Source organism: Streptomyces sp. TLI_105 (assembly GCF_900105415.1).
Classification (GTDB): Bacteria; Actinomycetota; Actinomycetes; order Streptomycetales; family Streptomycetaceae; genus Streptomyces.
The window spans coordinates 8,180,598-8,203,712 of record NZ_FNSM01000001.1 but is presented as its reverse complement, the minus strand read 5'-3'; the positions used below and the strand labels follow the sequence as shown (position 1 = coordinate 8,203,712).

The window sequence follows — 23,115 nt, the reverse complement described above, 5'->3', positions numbered from 1 at the left end:
CCGGCCGGCCGGGCTCGGTAGCCGCGCAGGGCCACCCGCTGCTTCCGGTGCTCGGAGACGAAGGCGATCGTCGGATGCGCACCGGGCCCGGGGGTCTCCGTGGGCGAGACGGCGCATTACGGGCCGTCGCGCACACCCTGTTCACCGCCTCGTCGACGCCGCCGTCCGCGTCGGCGGCGAGGACGACGGCACCTGGCGGTTCACCGGACGAATAACCGGTTGCCCGCGGGCGCCAGCCGTGGTTCCAATGACCGGCATGATCACCCGGGTGCGCCGGCCGCGGCGAGACGTGACGAACGCGGGCCGCCGCCCCCGGCCGAGGCGCGGCCCGGGCGGACCGCGACCACACCGTCCGAGGGAGACGCCACCCCGATGAACACGCCGCCATCGCCGCCCGGAGTCCGGTCGGTGGACGGGTCGCCCGTCCGCCTGGGCGCCCTCGTCCCGCTGACGCGGCCCGGCTGGGTCGAGGCGGGCCGGCACCTCCTCGCGGGACTCGACCTGGCCGTGCACGAGGTCAACGACGCGGGAGGGATCGACGGCAGACCGCTGGAGCTGGTGGTCCGGGACACCGCGGCCGATCCGGAGCGTGCCGCCGCGGCCGTGACCGAACTGGCGGACCTGGGCGTGGCCGCCGTCGTGGGCGAGTACCACAGCGTCGTCGCCCGCGCCGCCGCCACCCGGGCCGACGCCCTCGGCATGCCGTTCCTCTGCTCGTCCGCCGTGCTCGACGCCCTGACCGAGGAGCCGACGGAGTGGGTCGCGCGCCTGTCCCCCGTCCAGTCCCGCGGCTGGCGGAGCTACGCGGACTTCCTCCTCGCCACGGGCCGGCGCCGGATCGCGGTGGCGACCCAGCCGAGCGTCTACTGGGCCACCGGCACCCGCGCCCTGCGGGATCACCTCGCCTCCCGGGGCGGCACCGTCCTCGAACTCGACGCCACCGAGCTCGGCCCCGAGGCCCTGTGCGACGCACTCGCCGACCACGGGGCCACGGCGCTCCTGTTGCTGGTCGGCAGTCCGGAGCCGGCGGTGCCGATCGTCAGGGCCGTCCGCGGCGACCGGCGACTCGCGGACCTGCTGGTCGGCGCCCCCGCCGGACAGCCGGAGTTCGCCGGATGGGCCGCGGAGCTCGGCGCGGACGGCGCCGGAATCCCGTTCCTGCGCTACCTGCCCGAGGACCTCGGACCGCTCGGCGACCGCGTCGGGAAGGAGCTCTGCGAGCGGCTGGGCGAGGCACCGTCGTTCGTCGCCTTCGAGGGCTGGGACACCGTCACCGTCCTCGCCGCGGTGCTCCGTTCCCACGGTACGGACCGGGCGGCCGTCGCCGAGGCGTGGCCGCGCGTGGCGGTCGAGGGCACGCGCGGCCCGATCCGGTTCTCCCGTACGCCGGGAACCGGCGTGTGGCAATGGGCTTGGGCGCCCGTCCAGGTCGTCGACCGGGACCCGGCGGATCCGGGGCGCTTCCGCGTCCTCCACACCGGCTGAAAGAGGCCCGGCGTCCGGTCGACCGGACGCCGGGCCTCTTTCATTTCAACGATCAACTGGACACAAGTCAACCAAACCAAGGGCACTTTGCGTGGTTACATCCGGTTTCTCCTGGCTATTCGCCGTATGACCACGACAACACCAGGAGGGTGAACATGATCGCCCACGAACAGATCCCCACCGTGCTGGATCACCCCGTGTACGACACCGAGGGCAAGAAGATCGGCGACGCCAAGCACGTGTTCGTCGACGACGCCACCGGCCGCCCCGCATGGGTCACCGTCAAGACCGGACTGTTCGGCACCAGTGAGTCCTTCGTCCCGATCAAGGACGCCTCCATGGTCGACGACCACTTGGAGGTCCCCTACCCCAAGGACCGGGTGAAGGACGCTCCGCACGTCGACGTCGACGGCGGGGGCCATCTCGACGCGAGCGAGGAACAGCGCCTCTACGAGTACTACGACATCGACTGGGACGAGGCCTGGCAGCGGGCGAACCAGCCCGGCGAAGCGGGCTGGGCACACGACACGACCGGAACGGCGGGCACGACGGGCGCCGCCGGCACGGCCGGCATGACGGGTACCGCCGGTGCGGCCGGCACGGCGGGCACCGCCGGCCTGCGCGACCGGGACGGAGACAGCCTCGGGAACAGGGACGCGGGGACGGCCCGTAGGGACACTTCGGTCGACGACGACGCGATGACCCGGTCCGAGGAACAGATGCACGTGGGCACCGAGCGGGTCGAGACCGGCCGCGTCCGGCTGCGGAAGTACGTCGTCACCGAAGAGGTCCAGCAGACCGTGCCGATCCGCCACGAGGAAGTACGCGTGGAACGCGAGCCCATCACGGACGCCAACCGCGGACAGGCCCTGTCCGGGCCCGAGATCTCCGAGGCCGAGCACGAGGTGACCCTCCACGAGGAGCGCCCCGTGGTCGAGACCCGGACCGTCCCCGTCGAGCGGGTCGGACTCCGCACGGACGAGGTCACGGAGGAGGAGACGGTCACCGGTCAGGTGCGCAGGGAACGCATCGACGTCGAGACCGACGACGTCACCGACATCTCCGAGGACCCCGACAGGAGGCGCGGTCACTGACCCGCACGCCCTCGCCCGTCCGGCCCGCACCGGGCCGGACGCGGCGCGGGCGCGTCAGGAGCCGCCGGCCGCCCGGTCGGACTCGCCGCGCAGAACGCAGAATTCGTTGCCCTCGGGGTCGGCGAGGACCGCCCACCCCGAACCGTCGGGATTCCGGTGGTCGGCGACGAAGGTGGCACCGAGGCCCAGCAGCCGCTCCACCTCCTCGTCCCGCGAGGCCTCGGGACGCAGGCACAGATGGAGCCGGTTCTTCACCGTCTTGGCCTCGGGCACCTGGTTGAAGTACAGCACCGGGCCCTCCACGAGCAGCACCTGGGTCTCCCGCGACCCCGGTCCGTCCTCCGGATGCAGCGGACGACCCGTCACCCTGCTCCAGAAGCGGGCCAGCTCATAGGCGTCCGCACAGTCGATCGCCACGTTCTGCAATACCGAGACCATGGGGACGAGCCTTCCCGATCTTCCCGCCGAGCGCCACCGAGTTGTGTCCGGACCTCGCGGACGCCATGACGTGGCGGTGTTCGTGCGCCCGTGACGGTCGGCGGTGAGGCGCGGCGGCGGGCGGAGCCCCGAGGCCGCGTACGGCGTGCCGCGGGGCTGCGTTAAGATCACGCATGGCGTCATGGAAGTCAACGCCTGTGCAGCATCGTGGAATTGGGGTCGGCGCGCCTTCGCCGTCGGTTCGGCCACGCGTGCGCACTGCCCCGCCGGGCGCGCCCGCTCTCAGGATGTCCAGAGCGCCCACTTCCGACAGTGCGCTCCCGGCCGGCATCGATCCGCACTGCCCGTACGAGCCTCGCCGTCCCGTAGCGGACCGGCGCACAGGCTCCTTGCTGGAGACGATGTGAAAATCCTTCCCGAGATCTCTCGTACGCTGAGCGAGTACCTCCTCATTCCCGGCCTGACCACGGAAGACTGCACACCGGACAAGGTGGATCTCGGGGCGCCGCTGGTCCGTCACCGGGTCGGCGAGGAGCCGGGGATCCGGGTCGCCACCCCCATGGTGAGCGCCATCATGCAGGCCGTGTCGTCACCGACGCTCGCGGTGGCGCTCGCGCAGGTGGGCGGGCTGTCGTTCATCCATCAGAACCAGCGGATCGAGGACCAGGCCGCGGACGTGCGGGCGGTGAAGCGGCACAAGGCCGGCTTCCGGACCAGCGAGGTCACCGTGGCGCCCGCGACGCCGCTCGGCGAGGTCGCCCGGCAGTTGACGGACACCGAGCAGGGCGTCGCCGTCGTCACGCGGGACGGGGAGACGGACGGCGAGTTCCTCGGGATCATCAGTCTCGACGACTTCCATCTGGAGCGGCACGGAGCCTCCGAGACCGCCGGCAGCCGGATGCGGGGCCGTGACGGTCTGGTCACCGCGCCGGCCACGGTCTCCCTGTCCGAAGCGAACGAGCTGATCTGGCACCACCACCTGGACGTGCTGCCGGTCCTCGAGGACGACCGGGCCGTCTCCCTGGTCCTCAAGCGGGACTACCAGGCCCACAAGACGTACCACCGGGCCACGGTGGACGGCGAGAAGCGCCTGCGGGTCGGCGCCGGCATCAATTCCCGGGACTTCAAGGACCGTATTCCCGCCCTGGTGGAGGCCGGTGCGGACGTGCTGTGTCTGGACTCCTCCGACGGCTACTCCGTCTACCAGGCGAGGACCGTCGAATTCGCCCGGGAGACGTACGGGGACGACGTCTTCGTCGGTGCCGGGAACGTCGTCGACGGGCGGGCCTTCCGCTATCTGGCCGATGCGGGCGCGGCGTTCGTGAAGGTCGGGATCGGTGGCGGCGCCATCTGCACCACCCGGGCGCAGAAGGGCATCGGCCGCGGCCAGGCCTCCGCACTGCTCGACGTGGTCGAGGCGCGCGACGCGTACGCCGAGGAGACCGGGGTGTACGTGCCGCTGTGCTGCGACGGCGGTCTGCTCAACGACTCGCACATGGCGATGGCGCTGGCCATGGGGGCGGACTTCATCATGCTCGGCCGCTACTTCGCCCGCCTCGACGAGAGCCCGTCGCGGAAGCTGCAGATCGGCGGCCAGTGGTACAAGGAGTACTGGGGCGAGGGCTCGCGGCGCGCGCAGAACGCGGCCCGCTACGGCCAGCGCGGCCAGATGGTCTTCGAGGAGGGCGTCGACGGCTACGTGCCCTACGCGGGCAGCCTGTACGACAACGTGGAGCGGACCCGGGCGAAGCTCACCTCGACGATGATCAGCTGCGGGTCGACGAACCTGCGGGACTTCCACCGCGACGCGGTGCTCGTGCCGGTGTCCGCGGAGTCCTTCAAGCAGACGGGCGCCGAGGTGCAGCTGCGCCGGCCGACCATCGACTCGGGCGAGTGACCCGATCGCCCGGGCCGCGGCACCCGGGGATCGCCTCCGACCCGCCGTCGTCAGGAGCCTCCCTAGGGGCCGGGCGTACGAGAGGGCACTGACCTCCCGAGGTCGTGAGCAGCCCGCCCCTGTGACGTCAGCCGCGGGGGCGGGTCCTGGAGGATGGTCTCCATGAGCGCTTTCTTCGATCCACCGAGGCCCCGTCAGGTCCCGCGCGGTGCGTACCCGTTCTGGGACGAGGCCCTCGCCCTCGTCAACCGGGATCTCGCGGTGGCCTTGCCGGACCAAGGACTTCTGCGCCTGGTGGGCCTTCCCTCGGAGCACGAGGACGAGACCGAGAACGTCTACGTGGCCCTGGCCGACGGGGAGTGGCACGGCAACTTCCTGGCCCCGGAGTCGGCGGACGACCCCGTTCTCGCCCTGTCGGCCGTCACCGACGCATCGCAGGAGACGGTCACCGAGCGGCTCTGGCGGGCATGGCCGCTGTGCAGGGAGCACGACCTTGGCATGCATCTGCGCGAGGCGGACGGGCGGCTGTCCTGGTGGTGTGCGGGCGGGACCGTCCCGCGCGAACCCGGGCACGTCCGTGCGGCCGTGGGCGGTCTCGACGCCCTGGTGCGCCCGCACCGGCCGAACCGAAAGCCTCGGCGGCGAGGCTGATCGCCCGCCCGGTCGGCGGTGACGACATGGCGGCCGGAGCCCGGGCCGGCCCTCACGATGGCTAGGCTGACGATCATGAAACCGGCGATGCCCCGTGACGCGACCCCCCGGCCCACCGTCCTCGACGCCGTGGAGGCGGTGTCCGATCCGGCTCTGCGGGAGCGGCTCGCGGACTCGGCCCACCGGATCCTGTCGGACCTGGTCGAAAGAGGCGCGGCCCTGGGCTGGGTCGAGCCGCCGTCGCGGGAAGAGGTGACGGAGCTTCTGGACCACGTCCTGTCCGCCGTACGGGCGGGGGACGCGGCCCTCCGGCTCGCCTACGCCGACCACCGGCTGGTCGGGTTGGGGTACTGGCTCCGCTACACCCGGCCGACCCATCGGCCGCACGCCGATCTCGAGAAGATCGCGGTGGACTCCGCCGCCCAGGGCCTCGGCATCGGCCGGGCGCTGACCGGCGCCCTGATCGCCGACGCCCGGGAGGCCGGGATCGAGGTCCTCACCCTGGACGCCCGGGGCGACAACGCCGACGCCCTGCACCTCTACCGGTCGCTGGGCTTCACCGAGTACGGCCGCCTGCCCGACTTCGTGGCCGTCGGCGAACGCCGCTACGACAAGGTCTTCTGCATGCTGGACTTCCGTCGGCAGGGCTGACCGCGGGAAACGTACTCACCTCGTCTCTGAGTACGGAAGCGGTGCCGCCCCCTCCGGGCCGGCTGCTGGAATGTGCCCATGACGACGACGCCCGCTCCCGCCCCGCACTCCTCCGCCCCCGCTCCGCGCCGTCGGGGCCGTGTCGTGGCACTGGTCGCGGGCGGGGCGGTGTCGGTGCTCCTCCTCGCGGCGCTCGCCCAGGGCTGCGCGTCGCTGGCGGGCGGTGCGGTTCTGTCGGAGACGGCGTACCGCGAGCACCTGCGGTACACCCGGGAGGCGGGCGAGGACGCGGTGCGGCGCCTGGGCATCGACCCGGACTCCGTGATCAAGCGGAAGGAGATGGCCAACGCCTCCTGCAAGGACGACCTGGGCATGGACTCGGACGGCGTCACCCGAGACCGGCCGACCGTCGACTGGACACCCGGCTTCGCGAGCGACACCGCGTACACGGCGGCGGTCGACACCCTCCGGAAGGAGTGGTCCGCGCGGGGTCTGACGGTGGAGGTCCTCCCCGCCCCGGCAACGGGCGAACCGGGAGCCGGCCTGCCGGGGGTCCGGGCGACGGACGACCGCGGCGTCGAACTGTCCCTGCGCCCCGACCGGTACGACGGCGAACCGACCCTCACCGCCGACGGAGGGTGCGTACGGCACCAGGGCTATCCGACGGACTGGTAGGAGCGGCGGCCCGCCCCGCGCGGTGGGGCCGGGGTCCCGCTCCGGCGGGCGAATCCGGTCAGTCCTTCACCCGCAGCAGAAGCTTGCCCGTGGAGCCGCGTCCCCCCAGGAGCCGATGGGCCTCGGCCGCGTCGACGAGGGGGAATTCGGCGGTGACGGGAAGGGTGACCGTCCCCTCGGAGACCGCGCGCAGGGCGCGCTCGGTCAGGGCGCGTGCGGCGGCGGGGGCCGTCTGGGCGAGCGTCAGCACGGAGAAGCCCGCGACGGAGTGCCCCTGGCCGTACAGTTCGGGCTGGCCGACCTGCCACGGGGCGCCGCCGCCGGCGTTGCCGAAGGAGACCAGGCGTCCGAAGGCTGCCAGGGCGCCCAGGCCCCGGCGGAGCGTCTCTCCGCCGACCGGGTCGAGGACGAGGTCGACTCCCCTGCCGCCGGTGGCCCGCCGGACGTCCTCGGCGAAGGTGTCGGGGCGGAAGACCTCGTCGTAGCCGTACTTCAGGGCGTACGCGGCCTTCGCCTCGGTGGAGGCCACGCCGTACACGGCCCCCGCGCCCGCGGCCCGGGCCAGTTGGCCGACGGCCGTGCCGACGCCGCCCGCCGCTCCGTGCACGAGCACGCTCTCGCCCGCACGCAGCCTCCCCACCTCGTGGATCAGGGCGTGCGCGGTCGGCAGGACCGTGGGGAGCGTCGCCGCGGTCCTCGGGTCCAGCCCCTCGGGGAGCGGGAAGACGGCGTCGGCCCGGGCGAGGGCCACCTCGGCGTAGCCTCCCCCGCCGACGAGGGCGGCGACTTCCCGGCCCACCTCGATGCCGTCGACCCCCTCGCCGACGGCCCGGACGCGACCGGAGACCTCCAGGCCGGGCCGGTAGGGCAGTTCGTCGACCCGGTATCCCTCCGCGCGGGCCTTGACGTCGGCGAAGTTCACTCCCGCCCAGGCGACGTCGATGGCCACCTGTCCCGGTCCCGGCCGGGGTGCCGTGGCCTCGACGAGTCGCAGGACGTCGGGACCGCCGTACTCGTGGAACTCGATCGCGCGCATGGAGGAACCACCCTTCAGGAGTGCTCGGACGGGGGCCCGAACGGAGTGTTCAACGAGAAGCGAACACTCGGACTGTATGATGGTCATCGAACATTGGGCAAGCGGATCGGGCCGCGACAAGGGAGTGAGCGGGATGCCGGAGCAGCCTGGAGGCACGGGCCACCGCCCGGCGCCCGTGCACACGCACCCCGACGACGTCGCCCTCCTCACCGCGCTCTCCGCGCTCGCCGACCCCGTCCGCATCCAGCTGATCCGCGAGCTGGCCTCCCGGCCCGACTGGACGCTCAGCTGCAGCAACTTCGACGTGCCCGTCGGCAGGGCCGCCAAGAGCCACCACTTCACCGTCCTGCGCGGCGCCGGTCTCGTCGAGCAGCGCGATCAGGGACCGAAGCGGCTCAACCGCCTCCGCCGCGAGGAATTCGACGCCCGCTTCCCCGGCCTCCTCGAACTCACCCTGCGTGAAGACGACTTGGGCTGAAGGACGAGGACACCCCACCTCGTCACGCGGTGGCCCGCCGCGCGTACACCTCGATCTCGATCTTCATCCGGGGGTCCGAGAGCCCGCACACGAGCATCGTGGCGGCCGGCCGGACCTCGCCGAAGGTGCGCCGCAGCACCGGCCGGCAGAGCTCGAAGTCCGTGCGGTCGGGCAGCAGATAGCGCACGCGGACCACGTCGGCGAAGGTGCACCCCGCCTCCGACAGCGCGGCCTCGATGTTGCGGAGGCACTGCTCGGCCTGCTCCACCACGTCCTCGGAGACGGTCATCGTGGCGTAGTCGAATCCGGTCGTCCCGGAGACGTGCACCCAGTCGCCGTCGACGACGGCGCGGGCGTAGCCGATCTGCTCTTCGAAGGTGGATCCGCTGAGGAGGGAACGTCGTTCTGTCATGCGCCGGACGCTAGGCGACCTGCGCCGATACGTCCAATACGCGATCGGGTGTGGAGTGATATCTCTAGGCGTATGGATCGTCCCGAAATTCCTCTCGCGCAGCTGTACGCCTTCGTCGTGCTCGCCGAGGAACTCCACTTCGGGCACGCCGCCGCGCGCCTCGGCATCGCCCAGCCACCCCTGAGCCAGCAGATCCGCCGGCTGGAGGACAAGGTCGGGCACGCCCTGTTCAGCCGTGGACCCGGGCGGATCGCCCTCACTCCCGCCGGGCGGGAACTCCTCCCCGCGGCCCGGCACGCCCTCACCGGCCTCGCGGACGGCCTGGCCGCGGCGCGGGAAGCCGGCAGCGGCAGGTCCGGCAGCCTGCGGATCGGCTTCGCCGCCTCCCTCGCCCTGACCGTCCTGCCCGGCCTGCTGAGGACCTTCCGCACACGGTTCCCCGCCGTGCGCCTGGACATCCAGGAGATGACCACCACCCCGCAGCTGGCCGCCCTGCGCGAGAGGACCATCGACGTCGGGCTGCTGCGCGAGCCCCCCGCCGACGACCCCGAACTCGACTTCGCCACCGTGCTGACCGAGCCGTTCGTGGCGGTCCTGCCGTCCGCGCATCCGCTCGCGCGGCAACGGACCGTGCGGGTCGATCAGTTGGCGGACAGCCCCTTCGTCCTCCTGCCTCGCGCCGTCGGCCCGCCGCTGTACGACCGGATCGCCGATCTCTGCGCCACGGCGGGCTTCGCGCCCCGGGTGGTCCAGCACGCCGTGGAATGGCAGACCGTCTGCGCCCTGGTGGAGACCGGCCTCGGTGTGTCGCTGGCCCCGGAGAGCGTCCGCCGCATCCGCCTCAAGGGCGTCGCCTACCGCGGGATCCAACCGGGCGCCCCGCGCACCCGGGTCGCCGTCGCCTGGCGCGGGGACGACCGGAACCCCCTGGTCTCACGCCTCCTCGAGGTCCTCGGTCCCGGAGCGGAGAACGGCCCTTGAGCAGGCGTCACCATCCGCCTTCGAAGAAGGCCAGGAGCGCCGGGCGCGGGGCGGCCGCCGTGGTCGTGTTCGCCACCGCGACGACGATGACGAACAGCGCGGAAAGTGCCGCGAGGGCGCCGAACGATCCGAGCGTGCGCCTCGCTCGCCGCTCGGCCGGCTCCGTCCCCCTGAAGCGCTTCCACGACAGCACGCTCATCACGACGAGGACGACCGCCACGGTGGCGGCGATCACGGCCATCGCCTCGTGGTAGAGGGCGAAGTCACCGATCATCACGTCGAGTGCGCCCGGGGCGTGGTCACCCGCGCCCGGGGCGACGGCCAGGCGCTCTCTGACCTGGGCGAGTGCGGCACCGAGTTCGCCGTCGGTCGCGCCGGTCGCGCCGGTCGCGCCGGTCGCGCCGGTGGGCAGCATCGGAAGGAGGGAGGCGAAAGGCGCCACCGCGCCCTGGACGTTGGCCATCACCGCCGCGAGCGAGAGCAGCGCGAGCAGCGTGGCGAGCACGCCGGCCGACGCGAGCGCGAGCCCCTTCCCCGCTCCGAGGCCGTCGGCCCTCAGGAACGCCTTCCGGACAAGCGCGCCGATCCCGACCAGCACGATCAGCAGCAGCGCGGCGATCACGGCCTTGGTGACGTGGTAGCGGAACCAGTACCCGACGAGGCCGTCCAGGTCCGGCGGGAAGGCCCGTTCGCCGGAGCTCCAGTACGCGACGAACGCCGTGCGAAGGGCCTCGGCGAGTTCGCCCTCCCGGCCGAAGCCCTCTCCCGGCCCGCTCGCCGCGAGCGGGCCCGGCACGACGACGAAGGCTGCCACCAGGGCCGCCGCGGCGGTGCCGAGCGCCGCGAGTGCCCGGCCGTGGAGGGTCGCCGATCGCGACGGAGCCGCGCGGCCCGTCCGGTGCGATGCTGCTGTCATACCGCCCAGCGTCGCGCATCGGCGCCGCCCGGTCACTGGGGCAGGCCGGAGTCCCGGGGGTGTGGACAGCCCCACCCCCGGGCGCTCCGGGAGCGGACCGCCCTCAGCCGACTCTGTCCGACGCCTCGACCCGGTGGGCCTCCAGGCCGGGCGCGGCGAGCAGATCCGCGATCAGTTCCTCGGAGCCGCAGACGTACGTGCTGACCAGGTCGACGTCGCCGCCCACGCACCAGGCGCGGTCCTGCGGCCACCACAGGTCGGGCAGTTCGGCGAACGCCTCCAGGAGTTCGGGGGACACGGCGTCGGCCAGCGTTCCGGACAGCAGGATCTCGTCCCTTTCCGGAGTCGGGAACGTGGGAATCCCGTCCCAGTCCCAGCGGCCGTACCCGTGCCACAGGCCGTACCAGCAGTGCTCCGGCGTGCCGGTGTGGCGCGCGAGGACGGGGATCAGGGCATGCGCCACTCCGACGGGCGTGGGGCCTTCGCCGGGACCCTCGTCCCACACTCCGGGCAGGCCGTGGTCCCCGCCGTTCTGGTGGAACGGCTCCGCGCCGATCACCTCGTGCCAGTTCGTCAGCGGCTCGACCTTCCGTCCGTACGCGGCGGCCACGGTGTCCCAGCGGACCGGGCGCTCGTCGAGCTCCGCGGGGTGGAGCACCCGGGCGTACGCCGGGAAGCCGGGTGCGGCGACGCCGGCGACCGTGCCGAAATCGCCGTGCCCGGGGCGGCGCTCGGTGAGCCAGCGCGCCGGCCCGAGGTCCTCGTTCTCGACGCGCAGGCGTCCGTACAGTGCGGGACCGGGTTCACTGCCCACGTGTGTCCATCCGTCCATGCGCACAGTCTGCCCCTCGGATCTCCCCGCCGGCCCCCTTGGGCCACCACGGTCGTCGGCCCGGTCGCGAGCGTCGCGTCGCCGGACGGGGACGGACGGCGGGGTTACGGTCGGCGGCATGGTTGGTGATCGTCAAGGGTGGCTCCGGTGTCTGCTCGCCGGGGCCGTGTTCGTCGTGGGGATGACCGGCACCACGCTGCCGACGCCGCTCTACCCCCTCTATCAGGAGAAGTTCGGTTTCTCCGAGCTGACGGTGACCGTCGTGTACGCGGTGTACGCCTTCGGCGTCATCGGCGTGCTGCTGCTCGCGGGCAACGCCTCGGACACCGTCGGCAGACGGCCGACGCTGCTCTGGGGGCTCGGGTTCGCGGCGGCGAGCGCCGTCTGCTTCCTGCTCGCCGACGGGCTGGGCTGGCTGTACGCGGGCCGGCTGCTGTCGGGCCTGTCGGCCGGCCTGTTCACCGGGGCCGCGACCGCGTACGTCATGGACCTCGCCCCGCCCGGCGGCCAGTCCCGGGCGACGTTCGTGGCGACGGCCGCGAACATGGGCGGACTGGGCTGCGGGCCCCTGCTCGCCGGGCTGCTCGCGGAGTACGCGCCGGAGCCGCTGCTGCTCCCGTTCGCCGTGCACCTCGCCCTGGTCGCCGTGTCGGTGGTCGTTCTCCTGCGGCTGCCGGAGACCGTACGGGATCCTCGGCCGCCGGCCGCCGTACGGCCACAGTGGCCCGCCCTGCCCGCGCAGGTGCGCCCGGTGTTCGTGCCGGCGGCCATCGCCTCCTTCGCGGGGTTCGCCCTGTTCGGGGTGTTCACCTCGGTCAGCCCGGCTTTCCTCGGCCGTTTCCTGCACGTGGACAACCACGCGGTGAGCGGACTGGTCGTCGCGCTGGCCTTCTTCGCCTCCACCGCCGGACAACTCGCCGTCGGCCGCTTCGGAGTGTCCCGGTCCCTGCCGCTGGGCTGCGCCGTGCTCTTCGTCGGACTGGCCTTCCTGGCCGGGGCGCTCTCCGCGGAACTGCTGGTGCTCGTGGTCCTCGCCGCCGTCGTCGGCGGAGTCGGCCAGGGGCTCTCCTTCCGCGCGGCGCTGTCCGCCGTCGCCGCGGCCGCCCCGGTGGAGCGGCGTGCGGCGGTGATCTCGACCCTGTTCCTGGTCGCCTACACGGGAATCTCGATCCCGGTCATCGGAGTCGGCCTCCTGACCGAGCCCCTGGGCCTGGAGGAGGCGGGCCTGGTGTTCACCGGCTGCATGCTGGTGCTGGTCACGTCGGCCGCGGTGTACCTGCTGCGACGGCCGGTGCGGACGGGAGAACGGTGAGACCTCCGGCCTGCCGGGCCGTCCTCACATGGGGAGCGAGAGCAGGCGGACCTCTCCCGGAGGCCAGGTCACGCCGTCGTGCAGAGGTGTCCACATGGTCCGCAGCGGCATGATCACGACTCCCTCGGGCTGCTCGACGTGGACGTCCCGCTCAAGGGCTCGCCAGCCGAGTCGCTCGTAGAGCGGGACGAGCGGGGGTCGGCAGAAGAGGAGCCCGTACGGGGGGCCCAGCGTCCGCGCGTGGTCCACGGCCGCCGACACGACCGCCCGCGCCAGCCCGTGGCCCCGCAGGTCAGGGGCGACGGCCACCCCGCCGAGGCCCACCACCCGGGTGTCGACGCCGCCGATCGACAGGGGAAGCCGCAGCAGACCGGCGTGGGCGACGAGACGGCCGTTCCGTCGGATGCCGAAGTGGTCCTCCTTGGGCAGCCAGGTCAGCCCGGCGTCCGCGACGCCGAAGGGATCGGGGCTGTCGCCGAGTATCTCGATCTGTTCGGCCTTCGTGTAGTCCGCGAGCCGCACCACGGTCGTGGGCGCGGGAGAGTGGCGATCCGTCATCCCGTCATGATCCCCCACCGGCGCGCCCCCGTCCGGTGAGGGCCGGACGGCGTGCGGCGGCTCCCCGACGGCGGAACCGCACGGCGTCGAAGCACGTCCCTTCCCCCGTCCACAAGATCATGAACCTGGTCGGAGAGAACGAGCATGACGAAGACAGCCGCCCGCTATCTGTACCTGGCGCGACACGGTGAGGCGACCGCGGACGAGAGCGCGTTGACGGACGACGGCCGCCGCCAGGCCGTCCTGCTCGGAGAGCGGCTCCGGAAGACCCCGCTCACGGCGATCCACCACGGCCCGCTGGCCCGGGCGGAGCAGACGGCTCGGCTGATCGGCGACCGGCTCGACGGGGTTCCCCTGCGGATGTCCCCGCCCGCCGGCGACTACATCCCGTACATCCCGCGGCGCGAGGAGCTTCCGGCGGAGTCGGCCGACGCCATGCTCGGGTTCCTGGCCCGGTTCCCGGCGGAGGAGCGTGAGCAGGGGCCCGGGCTGGCCGCGGAGGCCGTCGCACGGTTCACCGGCCCCGTCGAAGGCGACCAGCCGCGCCACGAACTCGTCGTCACGCACAACTTCCTCATCGCCTGGCTCGTACGGGAGGCCCTCGACGCCCCGAAGGGCCGCTGGATGGGCATCAACCAGGCCAACGCCGCGCTGACCGTCATCCGCTACGCCCCCGGCCGGGCGCCCGCCGTCCTCTGCTTCAACGACACGGGGCACCTCCCCGAGGAGCTGCGCTGGACCGGCTTCCCTCCCGAGCTCCACGTCTGACGCGGTGACGGGCTCCGTCCGGTGGGTAGGGGCAGCCCTGGAGACCCGGCCCGAAGCCGTACGGTCCGGAGCCGGCCGGTCCGGATCGTGGTCGCCCGGGGCCCTTGCTCAGGGCCTCCGCAGTCACCATGATCATCAAGACGAGAAGCAAACCCCAGAAAGGTTCTGAGCCCATCATGCGAGTCAAAGCCTTCGACCACCTGGTGCTCAACGTGACCGACGTCGACAAGGCCCTCGAGTTCTACACCGGCGCCCTGGGCCTGGCGCCCGAGCGCGTCGAGGAGTGGCGGGCAGGCAAGGTGTCGTTCCCGTCCGTGCGCATAGACGAGAACAGCGTCATCGACCTCTTCTCCCGTCCGCGCGGCGAGTCCAACGTCGACCACATCTGTCTGGTCGTCGACCCGCTGGACTGGCAGGAGGTCATCGACTCCGGCACGTTCGACGTCCTGGAGGGCCCGGTCCCGCGCTGGGGCGCGCGCGGCTCCGCCCAGTCGGTCTACGTGAAGGACCCCGACGGCAACACGGTCGAACTGCGCTGGTACCCGCAGGACGTCGAGGACTGAGTCGGGCTCACCGGCCCCGCACGTCCCAGCCGGGCGAACGCTCCGGCGCCCGAGCGGCTGGGGCGTGTCCGGTGGGTCACAGCGCGGGGACCCGGGGACAGAAGGCTCCCGCGCCCGCTAACGTACCGGCGAGTAGCAGGTGGGGGCAGTCCCACGGGGTACGAGGGGAGCGGGCCATGGACCGGCAGTGGAGCCTTGAGGAGAGCACGGTCGTCGACGCGCCGCCGGCGGTCGTCTACCGCTTGGTGTCGGACCTGCGGAACATGGGGCGGTGGAGCCCCGAGTGCCGGTCCGTGTGGGTGCTGCGCCCTCCGGCGCGCACCGGCTCCCGGTTCATCGGGTTCAACCGGCGCGGGCCGTTCCTCTGGCCGACCCTCGGGCGGGTGACCCGGATGCGCCCGGACAGCGAATTCGTCTTCGACATCAGCGTCTTCGGGCTCCCGATCGCCCGCTGGGGCTACCGGTTCGACCCGGAGGGGCCCGGGACGCGGGTCACCGAGTCCTGGCAGGACCTGCGGACCGACGGGTACCGGGCCAGGGCCGCCGACCTGCTCGGAACGGTCTTCGCCGGGACGAACCCCGCCCGCCGGGTCGCCCTCAACCGGGCCGGGATGCGCACCACGCTCGAACGCATCGCGAGGACCGCGACGGCCGGAGCCTGAGGTGGTCCGGCGAAGGAGGGCGGAGCGCACGGAAGGCCTGACGCGGCAGGAACAGGCGAGCCCCGAGGTGTGCAAGCGCGTCCGGGGGAGTTTCGACCGGCAGGGGTTGACGGCCCCTCTCGGTGCGCGGAAGCTCGTCGCGAGCGGGCGGCAGACGCTGATCCGCGTGAACGCGCCGGAGCGCTGAGCTCCGGCCCCGGGCGGCTGCACGCGGCGGCCGGCCACACCCCCGTGGCGGCCGGCTCGCCGCGCGTGCCTCACCCGCGTGCGCGGCCGGCGGCGGGGCCGGGCCTGCCCGCGGGGGTCACGGGGTGTCGCCGCACGTCGGGTCGTCGATCGCGCTCACGGTGTACGGGGGCCGGCCCGGCGGCTCGTCGAGCTGGCTGTTGACCACGTAGAGGCGGCAGCCGCGCCTCGCCAGGGTGGTCGGCAGGTCGAAGGGTCCGTCCGTGAGGCGGTGGGTCACCGTGCCCGTCCGCAGCTCCTCGTCGAGCCGGGCGATGTAGACGCCGTGCGGAGCACCGTAGTTGAGGACGGCGTACAGCGTCCGGCCGTGCAGCACCATGCCGTCGGCGCCGAAGGACTGGTCGCCGAGGTCGAGCCGGCTGACCTCCTCGGTCGCGGTGTCGACCCGCCAGACCGCCTCGGTGCCGTTCGACGCCACCAGGAGGGTCGTACCGGAGTCGTCGGCCACGATGCCGTTCAGCAGCCAGTACTGCGCGGGGAACCCGGGGAACGCGGACCGGATGTCGAGCCAGGGTTCGAGGGGGCCGAGGGTGGAGCCCCTGATCTCCGCCCGGTGGACGACGGGATTGGCCCAGTCGGTCACGTACACCGCGTCCCGCGTCACGACCAGGTCGTTGAGGCGGGGCGCGCCGAGCGGTCCGCCGCGTGCCGTACGGGTGGCGAGGAGCCGTCCGTGACGGTCGTGGACGGTCAGGCTCGCCCCGCCCACGGACAGGACGCGGCCGCGCCGGTCGGTGTGCACGCCCAGGGTGCTGGGGCGGTCCTCCAGACCGCGCGCGGGGAACGGCGTCAGGTCCGGCTCGCCGACCCGGCCCCGGTACAGGGTGCCGCGGCCGTCCGAGGAGACGTACAGGGTGCCGTCCGGGGTGACGGCGATCCCTTCGGGCAGCACGCCGGGCTCCCGGGAGACGACGTACGTGTCGGGCAGGTCCCGCGCCGTGGCGGGGCCGGGTGCGCCGGCGAGGGCCGTGAGCAGGACCACGGCGGTCAGACAGGCTGTTCGGGCGGGGATACGGCGCATCGGCGCGACCTCCGGCGGGTGTCGGCGAGGAGTGAGGGGGACAACGGGAGCGTGCCGCGTCCTCGGGCGGAACGCACTGCCTTTCATCCCTGGGTGAAAGGGTCCGCCGGGCGGATAATCGGTCGGCATGATCCGACTTCACTTCACCGCCGCCGATCTGTGCCGGATCACTCTCGCCCCGGCGGCCGACGCGCTGTCGGAAGCCGCCCTGAGCGTGCGTCTGAGCCTGTCGCCGGGGCGTGTGCGCGAGGGCCGCGGCCCGGGTGCCGGACGGCCGCACCGTCCCCGGCCCGCCGCCCGGCAGTGGCACCGCTCCCCGCGGGGAGGAGCGGGCGTCCGGGCCGGTGTGCTCGCCGAGTTGGTCGCCGAGGACGGTTTCCTACCGGACTTCCTGCTGCAACCGGCGGCACACGACTTCGCCGGCGGTCTGGAAGCCGCGGCGTCGACGCCCCCGGAGCGGCTGGCGCTGGATCTCGGGATCCCGGAGGTCTCCGGCTGGAACGGTGGTCTGGCGCGGCCCGGCCGATGGGCCCGCGAGCTGGCCGAGGGGTCCCCGGCCGCGGTCCGCGTGCTGCTCGACGACACCCGTCGCCACTTCGAGACGTCCGTGGAGCCGCTCTGGCCACGGATCCGCCGCGACGTCCTCACCGACCGCGCGCTGCGCTCGGAGATGCTGCTCCGCGGCGGTGTCGACGCCCTGCTGACCACGCTCGGCACGACCTGGCGCTGGCAGGAGCCGACCCTGCACCTGCCCTCGGCGGCGACGTACGACGTCCCGCTGTGCGGGCGCGGACTGCTGCTCGTCCCCTCGTGGTTCGCGACGGGCCCCCTGGTGATGTACCGCCCCGAGGCGGCGACGGTCCTCGTCTACCCCATGTACGACGGCACCGGCGGGGTTCCCGCCGGCGGCGACGACCGGCCGGAGGCCCTCGCGGCGCTGCTCGGCCGCACCCGGGCCCAGGTCCTCGCCCTCCTGCGCTCCCCCGCCACCACGACGGCCCTCGCCGAACGCGCGTCCGTCTCACTCGCCGCGGCCAGCCAGCACGCGGGGGTCCTGCGGGGTGCGGGCCTGATCGACACCGTCCGCACCGGGACGGCGGTGCTGCACAGCCTCACACCCCTGGGCCACTCGCTGCTGGCCGGGAGCCGGCCGTGACTACGACTCCCGCGTGTGGGACCTCTCCTGCCGCCGGCCGGAGAGGATCCGGCCCAGGTCCAGCACGCTCAGGCCGAACATCAGGACGCCCAGGGGGACGTGGAGGGACGGCTGGTGCGCGATGCCCAGCACCACCTGCACCGAGGCGAGGACCAGGAAGCCTGTCGAGTACAGGATGGGGCGGGGCGAGCCGCCGCCCGGCTTCCAGGCGAGGACCGCCGCCAGCACGTACAGCATCGTGGCTCCGTACATCACGCGCGCTCCGACGCCGTGCAGCACCTCGCCCTGGGACGACGTCAGAAGCAGTCCGGCGGTGGTGGCCTGGAAGAAGATGGTCAGGGTCTGGAGGGCGATCGAGACCTGCAGGAACGTGCGGCTGCTGTCCCGTACTGCCGTGGTCTGCGCGGTGGTGGCCATGACTCGGTCCTCTTCTTCTGCCTCGCGGCGGTGGCTCGGTAGTCTCTCGAACAGTCCGACGACGCAGGCCTGGGAAATGTGAGGCGCCGGGGGCGTCGAAGGAACGAGATCCACGTCACACCGAGAAGGACCGAGGAAGCAGGGAGCGGCCGCGATCATGAGCACCTCCGACGAGCCGGTGCGCGACGGGGCCGAGCCGGACCTCGGCGTGGTCGTCGGCGAGCGGCACCGACTGATCAACCTCGGCTACCGGCTGCTCGGTTCGCTGGCCGAGGCCGAGGACGCCGTCCAGGAGACGTACGCCCGCTGGTACGCGATGTCACCGCGGCAGCGGGAGGCCGTCGAGTCGCCGGAAGCCTGGCTGACGACGGTGGCCGGCCGTGTCTGTCTGGACGTGCTCGGCTCGGCGCGGGCCCGCCGCGAGCGTTACGTCGGGGCGTGGATACCGGAGCCGCTGCCCGACCGCACGGAGTGGGCCGGCGGGCGGGCGGACGACGGGCGGTCGGGGCCGGCCGACCCCGCCGACCGGGTCACCCTGGACGAGTCGGTGAACATGGCGTTCCTCGTCGTACTGGAGGCGATGACGCCGGCCGAGCGCGTGGCGTTCATCCTGCACGACGTCTTCACGTACCCCTTCGCCGAGGTCGCCGAGATCGTCGGCCGGTCGCCCGCCGCCTGCAGGCAGTTGGCGTCCTCGGCCCGTCGCCGGGTCCGCGCCGAGGGGAGGCCGGCCGGTCCGCCGCCCGGACAGGCCGCGCTGGTGCGGGACTTCAAGGAGGCCTGGGAGGCCAAGGACATCAAGGCCCTCGTCGGCCTCCTCGCTCCCGACGCCACGATGACGGCCGACGGCGGCGGCCTGGTCGGCGCCGCGCTGCGCCCCGTCGAGGGCAGCGCGTTCATCGCCCAGTACGTCGTCCACTTCGCCGACAAGGCCCCGGGCCTCGAGCTCCTCGAGCGCACGGTCAACGGCAGGCCGGGCCTGGTCGCCCAGGACTCGGGCGTCACCGTGACCGTGGCGGCGTTCGACCTCGCCGGCGGCCGCATCAGCCGCATCTGGGCGGTCCGGAACCCGGAGAAGCTCCGGGCGTGGAGGGACGGCGCGGTGAACTGACCCGCTCGCCGAGTCACCGACCTGCTACGTTCCCCCGCTTCGCTCCGGCAGGAGGCCGGTCGGTCGCTTCTCGCCACCGTCGAGCTGTACCGCCGGTGTTCCGAGGCCGATGGAGAAGCGCGTCGAACGCCGTCCGCACACCGAGGAGCCCGCCGTGCAGTACCTCCACGACGTCATCGCCCGAGGAGGCCGACCGCGGCGGTCAATGAGCGGATCCCCTCACGCGGAGGGGGACAGCTGCTCCCGCACCCATGCGGGATCGGGGTTGACGAACGGCCGGCCCGCGACGACGACTGTCGGCACGGTCTCGTTGCCGTCGTTCGCCGCCCGCACCACCGCCGCGCCGGCCGGGTCCCGCCATATGTCGACCCAGTACAACTGGCGGGCACGACGGCCCAGTCGGAGCCGCAGGCGCAGGCAGTACCTGCAGCCGGGCCGCCAGTAGACGATCGGCCGGCCGTCGGCCGCACTGCGACGCTGCGCCTCCGACGCTTCTGTCGTCCTCGGGAAGACCAGAGGCGAGTGAGCGGCGGCGAACAACACGAACAACAGCAGAAACACCGCGGCCTTCACGGGTTTCCCGTCGGAGATCGACCCCGCCGCGACGAGCGAACCGCAGAGCAGGAACAACACCGGCAACATCCAAACACGCGTCATGATGACGCAGGTTACCGACGAGCTCAGGGTGTGGCGACGAGCCGGCCCAGTCGGGGGGCGAGCCAGGGCCGGCGGCCGTCGGCCCGCATCCGGCCGCGGGCGATCGCCTTCCAGACCGGCAGGCGTCGGAAGGAGACCAGCAGGAACGCGGTCGGTGCCACGGTGAGCCGGCAGTCGTAGGCGCGCGGCGGGGCGTCACGGGTGACCGTCATCGTGCCGTCGTCGACTGCGGAGCGCCCAGGGCGCGCTCGCCAACGTCCGCGAGCACGCCGACGCCGGCACGGCGGCGCTGACCCCCAGTCATCTGGACGACCAGGTGGTCCTGGACATCGCCGACGACGGCCGCGGCTTCGACCTCGTCGAAAGACCCGGGAGTGTACGCGGCCACGGTCTGCCCGCCATGCGCGCGCGTGTCCGGCAGCTCGGCGGCGAGCTCATGATCGAATCGACACCGGGCGAGGGAACGGTCCTGACGGCCGTCATCCCTCTGTCGCCACCGGCCTGACGGCCGTCACCCCTCCGCCCCCTGACCGGGGGCGGCCCGACGTCACGACGCCCGTCGGACGCGGCAACTACTCGCTCGCTCCGGAGAAGCTCACCCGTACCGCGACCAGGGCGCCCGTGGCATCCAGGTCGGCCGAGACCGGAAACCAGCCGTCGCCCCAGCTCGTCATGGCGCAGAGCAGTCGGGCGTCGCCGACGTCCACGGTCCCGGTCTCCACGTCGGAGGCACGGACCTGGCGCATGGCCTGCCAGTGGTGGGAGTGGGGCCGGAAGTCCACCATCATGCGCAGCCCCTTCTCCTCCTTCCAGCTCTGCACGGCGCGGGCCTTCTCGATCGCCTCCGGGACGGTCAGTCCGGTCCATCCCCGGACACCGTCCTCGCCGGGCTCGCCCAGTTCCGGCGCTCCGAACACGGCGGCGGCCTCCTCTGCGGCCGCCCCCCAGAAGGCGACATCGGCCAGGCCGTCCACGGGCTCGTCGTGCTGCCAGTCGTTCAGGGCCTCGGCATCTCCGAAGAGGACGCGGGCCCAGTCGACAGCGATGTCCCCCAACCGCACGGTGGACGCCGGTCGGGCGTCGCTCATCCGTACGCTCATCTCGGACCAGCGAGGGCCGATGCCGTCGCCGAAGTCGACGCGCGAAGCCCGCACCGGCAGACGACGATCGCGGGGCACTCCTCCCACCGCGACGACGGGCAGTCCGAACACCAGGAAGCCGCCACCGCCTCCGGCGGCCGTGCGCCGCGCCCGCTGTGCATGTGGTTCACGCCCGGGCACCGCCTCCAGGCGGGCGTCGAGCCCCGCGGTCCGGCAGTGCTCGGCGAACACGGCCTCCAGCTCCGCCGCCCGGGAGGCCGGGATGTCGTACAGCATGGCACCCGGCTGCCGGTCGAAGCCGCGGGCCGCTGCGGAGGCGTCGGGGCCCACGACGGCGAAGTCGACCGAGTCGCGCACGTCGGCGGCCATCGCCGGATCATCGATGCCCAGCACGGCGGGGTCGGTCTCCGCCGGCGACCGCTCCCCGCTCCACAGCCCCAGATGGCCGCCGTCGACGACGACCAGGACCCCCGAGGGGCAGCTGATCTCGCCGAGCCTGAAGATCTCTTCCACGGCAGGTGAGTTTACGGCCACCCGTCAGGCCGCCCGCGGGTGCGCGGGAACGGCCTCGGTGGAGGCGCACCGGAACCGAGGGAAACGCCTCGGACCGCAACGCCCCGGGCTGAAACCCCTCATGAGAACGCCCGCCGTATGGGCCGCGCCCGTTCCGGTGGAATGGCCGAACTGTGCGTAGACCAGATAGGTGCCTGAGGCATGTAGTGGAGACGGCACCACAGTCCCTGCCGTCGATGCGCCCCCAGCGAGGCCCCCGTGACGAAAGCCGTGGCGTTCCCCCAGGACCGGACCTGCCCCTACCACCCGCCCACCGCCTATCCCCGGACCGAGGAGGAGCGCCCGCTGACGCGGGTCACCCTGTGGGACGGAAGGCGGGTGTGGCTCGTCACCGGACACGCGGCCGCCCGCTCGCTCCTCGCGGACCAGCGGCTGTCCACCGACTCGACCCGTGACGACTTCCCGCTGCCGACGGAACGCGCCACGGCCGTGCGCAGGCGCCGGCGCGCGGCGCTGCTCGGCTGGGACGACCCCGAGCACAATGCCCAGCGGCGGCTGTTGATCCCCAGCTTCACCCTCAAGCGCGCCGAGACCCTGCGGCCCCGCATCCAGGAGACCGTGGACCGGCTCCTCGACGCGGTGGAGGCGCAGGGGCCGCCGGCGGAGCTGGTGAGCGCGTTCGCCCTGCCCGTGCCGTCGATCGTCATCTGCGACCTGCTCGGCGTGCCGTACGCGGACCACGACTTCTTCGAGGAGCAGTCGCGGAGGCTGCTGCGCGGCCCGACGGCGGCGGACACCGAGGACGCGCTGGCCCAACTGGAGGGCTACCTCGGCGACCTGATCGACCGAAAGCGCCGGAAGCCCGGCGACGGCGTCCTCGACGACCTGGTGGCACGCGGGTCCGAAAACGGCGGTCCCGAACGCGAGGAACTGGTGCAGCTCGCCACGATCCTGCTGGTGGCCGGGCACGAGACCACGGCGAACATGATCTCCCTGGGCACGTACACCCTGCTGCGCCACCCGGAGCGGCTGGCGGAGCTGCGGGCGGACCCCGGGCTCGTACCGGCCGCCGTCGAGGAGCTGTTGCGGTTCCTGTCGATCGCCGACGGACTGCTGCGGGTCGCGCGGGAGGACATCGATGTCGCCGGGACGGTGATCCGGGCGGGCGAGGGCGTGGTCTTCTCCACCTCGGTCATCAACAGGGACGCCTCCGCGTACAGCGACCCGGACACCCTCGACTGGGCCCGGTCCGCCCGCCATCACGTGGCGTTCGGTTTCGGCATCCACCAGTGCCTCGGGCAGAACCTCGCCCGCGCGGAACTGGAGATCGCGCTCGGGACGCTCCTGCGCCGGCTGCCGGGGCTCCGACTGGCCGTCCCGGCCGAGGAGATCCCGTTCAAGCCGGGCGACACGATCCAGGGGATGCTCGAACTCCCCGTCACATGGTGAAAGGAGCGGTGCGGAACATGACGAAGGAAGCGGTGC

General features: G+C 73.0%; 26 protein-coding genes and 1 pseudogene. 16 read left to right on the top strand and 11 right to left on the bottom strand.

Annotated elements, in window-relative coordinates; translation table 11 throughout:
* The first annotated feature begins 372 nt into the window (after nt 1-372).
* On the top strand, nt 373-1,485 hold the full coding sequence (locus tag BLW86_RS37350) for an ABC transporter substrate-binding protein (protein WP_093878127.1): 1,113 nt from the start codon (nt 373-375) through the stop codon (nt 1,483-1,485).
* A gap of 155 nt (nt 1,486-1,640) precedes the next feature.
* Entirely contained in the window at nt 1,641-2,579 is a 939-nt protein-coding gene (locus BLW86_RS37345) for a DUF2382 domain-containing protein (protein WP_093878126.1), read from the top strand.
* A 54-nt stretch (nt 2,580-2,633) separates the two neighbouring features.
* Here the strand turns inward: BLW86_RS37345 and BLW86_RS37340 are convergent, their stop codons facing one another.
* Entirely contained in the window at nt 2,634-3,017 is a 384-nt protein-coding gene (locus tag BLW86_RS37340) for a VOC family protein (protein WP_093878125.1), read from the bottom strand.
* Between the two features lie 403 nt (nt 3,018-3,420).
* On the opposite strand from BLW86_RS37340, the gene BLW86_RS37335 reads away from it, so the two are divergent.
* The 4 genes from BLW86_RS37335 (at nt 3,421) to BLW86_RS42295 (ending at nt 6,891) form a co-directional block, all read left to right on the top strand.
* Nucleotides 3,421-4,914, top strand: coding sequence for an IMP dehydrogenase (locus BLW86_RS37335; protein WP_093878124.1), 1,494 nt, complete (start codon nt 3,421-3,423; stop codon nt 4,912-4,914).
* Between the two features lie 162 nt (nt 4,915-5,076).
* Complete coding sequence (locus BLW86_RS37330; protein WP_093878123.1) at nt 5,077-5,565, top strand: hypothetical protein; 489 nt, start codon at nt 5,077-5,079, stop codon at nt 5,563-5,565.
* 75 nt (nt 5,566-5,640) lie between these two features.
* Nucleotides 5,641-6,216, top strand: a complete 576-nt coding sequence (locus tag BLW86_RS37325; RefSeq protein ID WP_256341574.1) for a GNAT family N-acetyltransferase — start codon at nt 5,641-5,643, stop codon at nt 6,214-6,216.
* 78 nt (nt 6,217-6,294) lie between these two features.
* Nucleotides 6,295-6,891: a hypothetical protein gene (locus BLW86_RS42295; RefSeq protein ID WP_093878121.1), complete on the top strand. Its 597-nt coding sequence runs from the start codon at nt 6,295-6,297 to the stop codon at nt 6,889-6,891.
* Between the two features lie 58 nt (nt 6,892-6,949).
* Here the strand turns inward: BLW86_RS42295 and BLW86_RS37315 are convergent, their stop codons facing one another.
* Entirely contained in the window at nt 6,950-7,927 is a 978-nt protein-coding gene (locus tag BLW86_RS37315) for a quinone oxidoreductase family protein (protein ID WP_093878120.1), read from the bottom strand.
* A 133-nt stretch (nt 7,928-8,060) separates the two neighbouring features.
* Between BLW86_RS37315 and BLW86_RS37310 the strand changes: the two genes are divergently transcribed.
* Nucleotides 8,061-8,405, top strand: a complete 345-nt coding sequence (locus BLW86_RS37310) for an ArsR/SmtB family transcription factor (protein ID WP_093878119.1) — start codon at nt 8,061-8,063, stop codon at nt 8,403-8,405.
* Nucleotides 8,406-8,427: 22 nt separating this feature from the next.
* Here BLW86_RS37310 and BLW86_RS37305 read toward each other — a convergent pair whose 3' ends face one another.
* Entirely contained in the window at nt 8,428-8,817 is a 390-nt protein-coding gene (locus BLW86_RS37305) for a RidA family protein (protein WP_093878118.1), read from the bottom strand.
* A 72-nt stretch (nt 8,818-8,889) separates the two neighbouring features.
* On the opposite strand from BLW86_RS37305, the gene BLW86_RS37300 reads away from it, so the two are divergent.
* Complete coding sequence (locus BLW86_RS37300) at nt 8,890-9,798, top strand: LysR family transcriptional regulator (RefSeq protein WP_093878117.1); 909 nt, start codon at nt 8,890-8,892, stop codon at nt 9,796-9,798.
* Nucleotides 9,799-9,805: 7 nt separating this feature from the next.
* Here BLW86_RS37300 and BLW86_RS37295 read toward each other — a convergent pair whose 3' ends face one another.
* Both BLW86_RS37295 and BLW86_RS37290 read right to left on the bottom strand, forming a co-directional pair.
* Nucleotides 9,806-10,714, bottom strand: a complete 909-nt coding sequence (locus BLW86_RS37295) for a hypothetical protein (protein WP_218138032.1) — start codon at nt 10,712-10,714, stop codon at nt 9,806-9,808.
* A 103-nt stretch (nt 10,715-10,817) separates the two neighbouring features.
* On the bottom strand, nt 10,818-11,546 hold the full coding sequence (locus BLW86_RS37290) for a hypothetical protein (RefSeq protein WP_093878116.1): 729 nt from the start codon (nt 11,544-11,546) through the stop codon (nt 10,818-10,820).
* A gap of 118 nt (nt 11,547-11,664) precedes the next feature.
* Between BLW86_RS37290 and BLW86_RS37285 the strand changes: the two genes are divergently transcribed.
* Complete coding sequence (locus tag BLW86_RS37285) at nt 11,665-12,858, top strand: MFS transporter (protein ID WP_093878115.1); 1,194 nt, start codon at nt 11,665-11,667, stop codon at nt 12,856-12,858.
* 24 nt (nt 12,859-12,882) lie between these two features.
* Here the strand turns inward: BLW86_RS37285 and BLW86_RS37280 are convergent, their stop codons facing one another.
* On the bottom strand, nt 12,883-13,416 hold the full coding sequence (locus BLW86_RS37280; RefSeq protein ID WP_093878114.1) for a GNAT family N-acetyltransferase: 534 nt from the start codon (nt 13,414-13,416) through the stop codon (nt 12,883-12,885).
* A gap of 144 nt (nt 13,417-13,560) precedes the next feature.
* On the opposite strand from BLW86_RS37280, the gene BLW86_RS37275 reads away from it, so the two are divergent.
* The 3 genes from BLW86_RS37275 (at nt 13,561) to BLW86_RS37265 (ending at nt 15,409) form a co-directional block, all read left to right on the top strand.
* A complete protein-coding gene (locus BLW86_RS37275; protein WP_093878113.1) occupies nt 13,561-14,184 on the top strand; it encodes a histidine phosphatase family protein in 624 nt (207 codons plus the stop codon).
* A 176-nt stretch (nt 14,185-14,360) separates the two neighbouring features.
* Nucleotides 14,361-14,747, top strand: coding sequence for a VOC family protein (locus BLW86_RS37270; protein ID WP_093878112.1), 387 nt, complete (start codon nt 14,361-14,363; stop codon nt 14,745-14,747).
* Between the two features lie 176 nt (nt 14,748-14,923).
* Entirely contained in the window at nt 14,924-15,409 is a 486-nt protein-coding gene (locus BLW86_RS37265; protein ID WP_093878111.1) for an SRPBCC family protein, read from the top strand.
* Nucleotides 15,410-15,713: 304 nt separating this feature from the next.
* Here the strand turns inward: BLW86_RS37265 and BLW86_RS37255 are convergent, their stop codons facing one another.
* Complete coding sequence (locus BLW86_RS37255) at nt 15,714-16,676, bottom strand: NHL repeat-containing protein (RefSeq protein WP_093878109.1); 963 nt, start codon at nt 16,674-16,676, stop codon at nt 15,714-15,716.
* Between the two features lie 127 nt (nt 16,677-16,803).
* Here BLW86_RS37255 and BLW86_RS37250 point away from each other — a divergent pair, with 127 nt between their 5' ends.
* Nucleotides 16,804-17,832, top strand: a complete 1,029-nt coding sequence (locus BLW86_RS37250) for an ArsR/SmtB family transcription factor (protein ID WP_093878108.1) — start codon at nt 16,804-16,806, stop codon at nt 17,830-17,832.
* Here the strand turns inward: BLW86_RS37250 and BLW86_RS37245 are convergent, their stop codons facing one another.
* Nucleotides 17,833-18,249: a hypothetical protein gene (locus tag BLW86_RS37245; RefSeq protein WP_093878107.1), complete on the bottom strand. Its 417-nt coding sequence runs from the start codon at nt 18,247-18,249 to the stop codon at nt 17,833-17,835.
* 157 nt (nt 18,250-18,406) lie between these two features.
* Here BLW86_RS37245 and sigJ point away from each other — a divergent pair, with 157 nt between their 5' ends.
* The gene (gene sigJ, locus BLW86_RS37240; RefSeq protein WP_093878106.1) at nt 18,407-19,360 is read left to right on the top strand and encodes an RNA polymerase sigma factor SigJ; all 954 of its coding nucleotides are present in this window, start codon (nt 18,407-18,409) and stop codon (nt 19,358-19,360) included.
* Nucleotides 19,361-19,579: 219 nt separating this feature from the next.
* On the opposite strand, the gene BLW86_RS37235 is transcribed toward sigJ, so the two are convergent.
* Nucleotides 19,580-20,017: a glutaredoxin domain-containing protein gene (locus BLW86_RS37235; protein ID WP_093878105.1), complete on the bottom strand. Its 438-nt coding sequence runs from the start codon at nt 20,015-20,017 to the stop codon at nt 19,580-19,582.
* A gap of 23 nt (nt 20,018-20,040) precedes the next feature.
* A complete protein-coding gene (locus BLW86_RS37230) occupies nt 20,041-20,229 on the bottom strand; it encodes a hypothetical protein (RefSeq protein WP_256341573.1) in 189 nt (62 codons plus the stop codon).
* A 14-nt stretch (nt 20,230-20,243) separates the two neighbouring features.
* Here BLW86_RS37230 and BLW86_RS43605 point away from each other — a divergent pair.
* Nucleotides 20,244-20,522, top strand: a pseudogene (locus BLW86_RS43605) (ATP-binding protein); the annotation flags it as partial.
* A 67-nt stretch (nt 20,523-20,589) separates the two neighbouring features.
* Here BLW86_RS43605 and BLW86_RS37220 read toward each other — a convergent pair.
* Nucleotides 20,590-21,630, bottom strand: a complete 1,041-nt coding sequence (locus BLW86_RS37220; protein WP_093878104.1) for a hypothetical protein — start codon at nt 21,628-21,630, stop codon at nt 20,590-20,592.
* Between the two features lie 258 nt (nt 21,631-21,888).
* On the opposite strand from BLW86_RS37220, the gene BLW86_RS37215 reads away from it, so the two are divergent.
* Entirely contained in the window at nt 21,889-23,079 is a 1,191-nt protein-coding gene (locus tag BLW86_RS37215) for a cytochrome P450 (RefSeq protein ID WP_093878103.1), read from the top strand.
* The last annotated feature ends 36 nt before the right edge of the window (nt 23,080-23,115 follow it).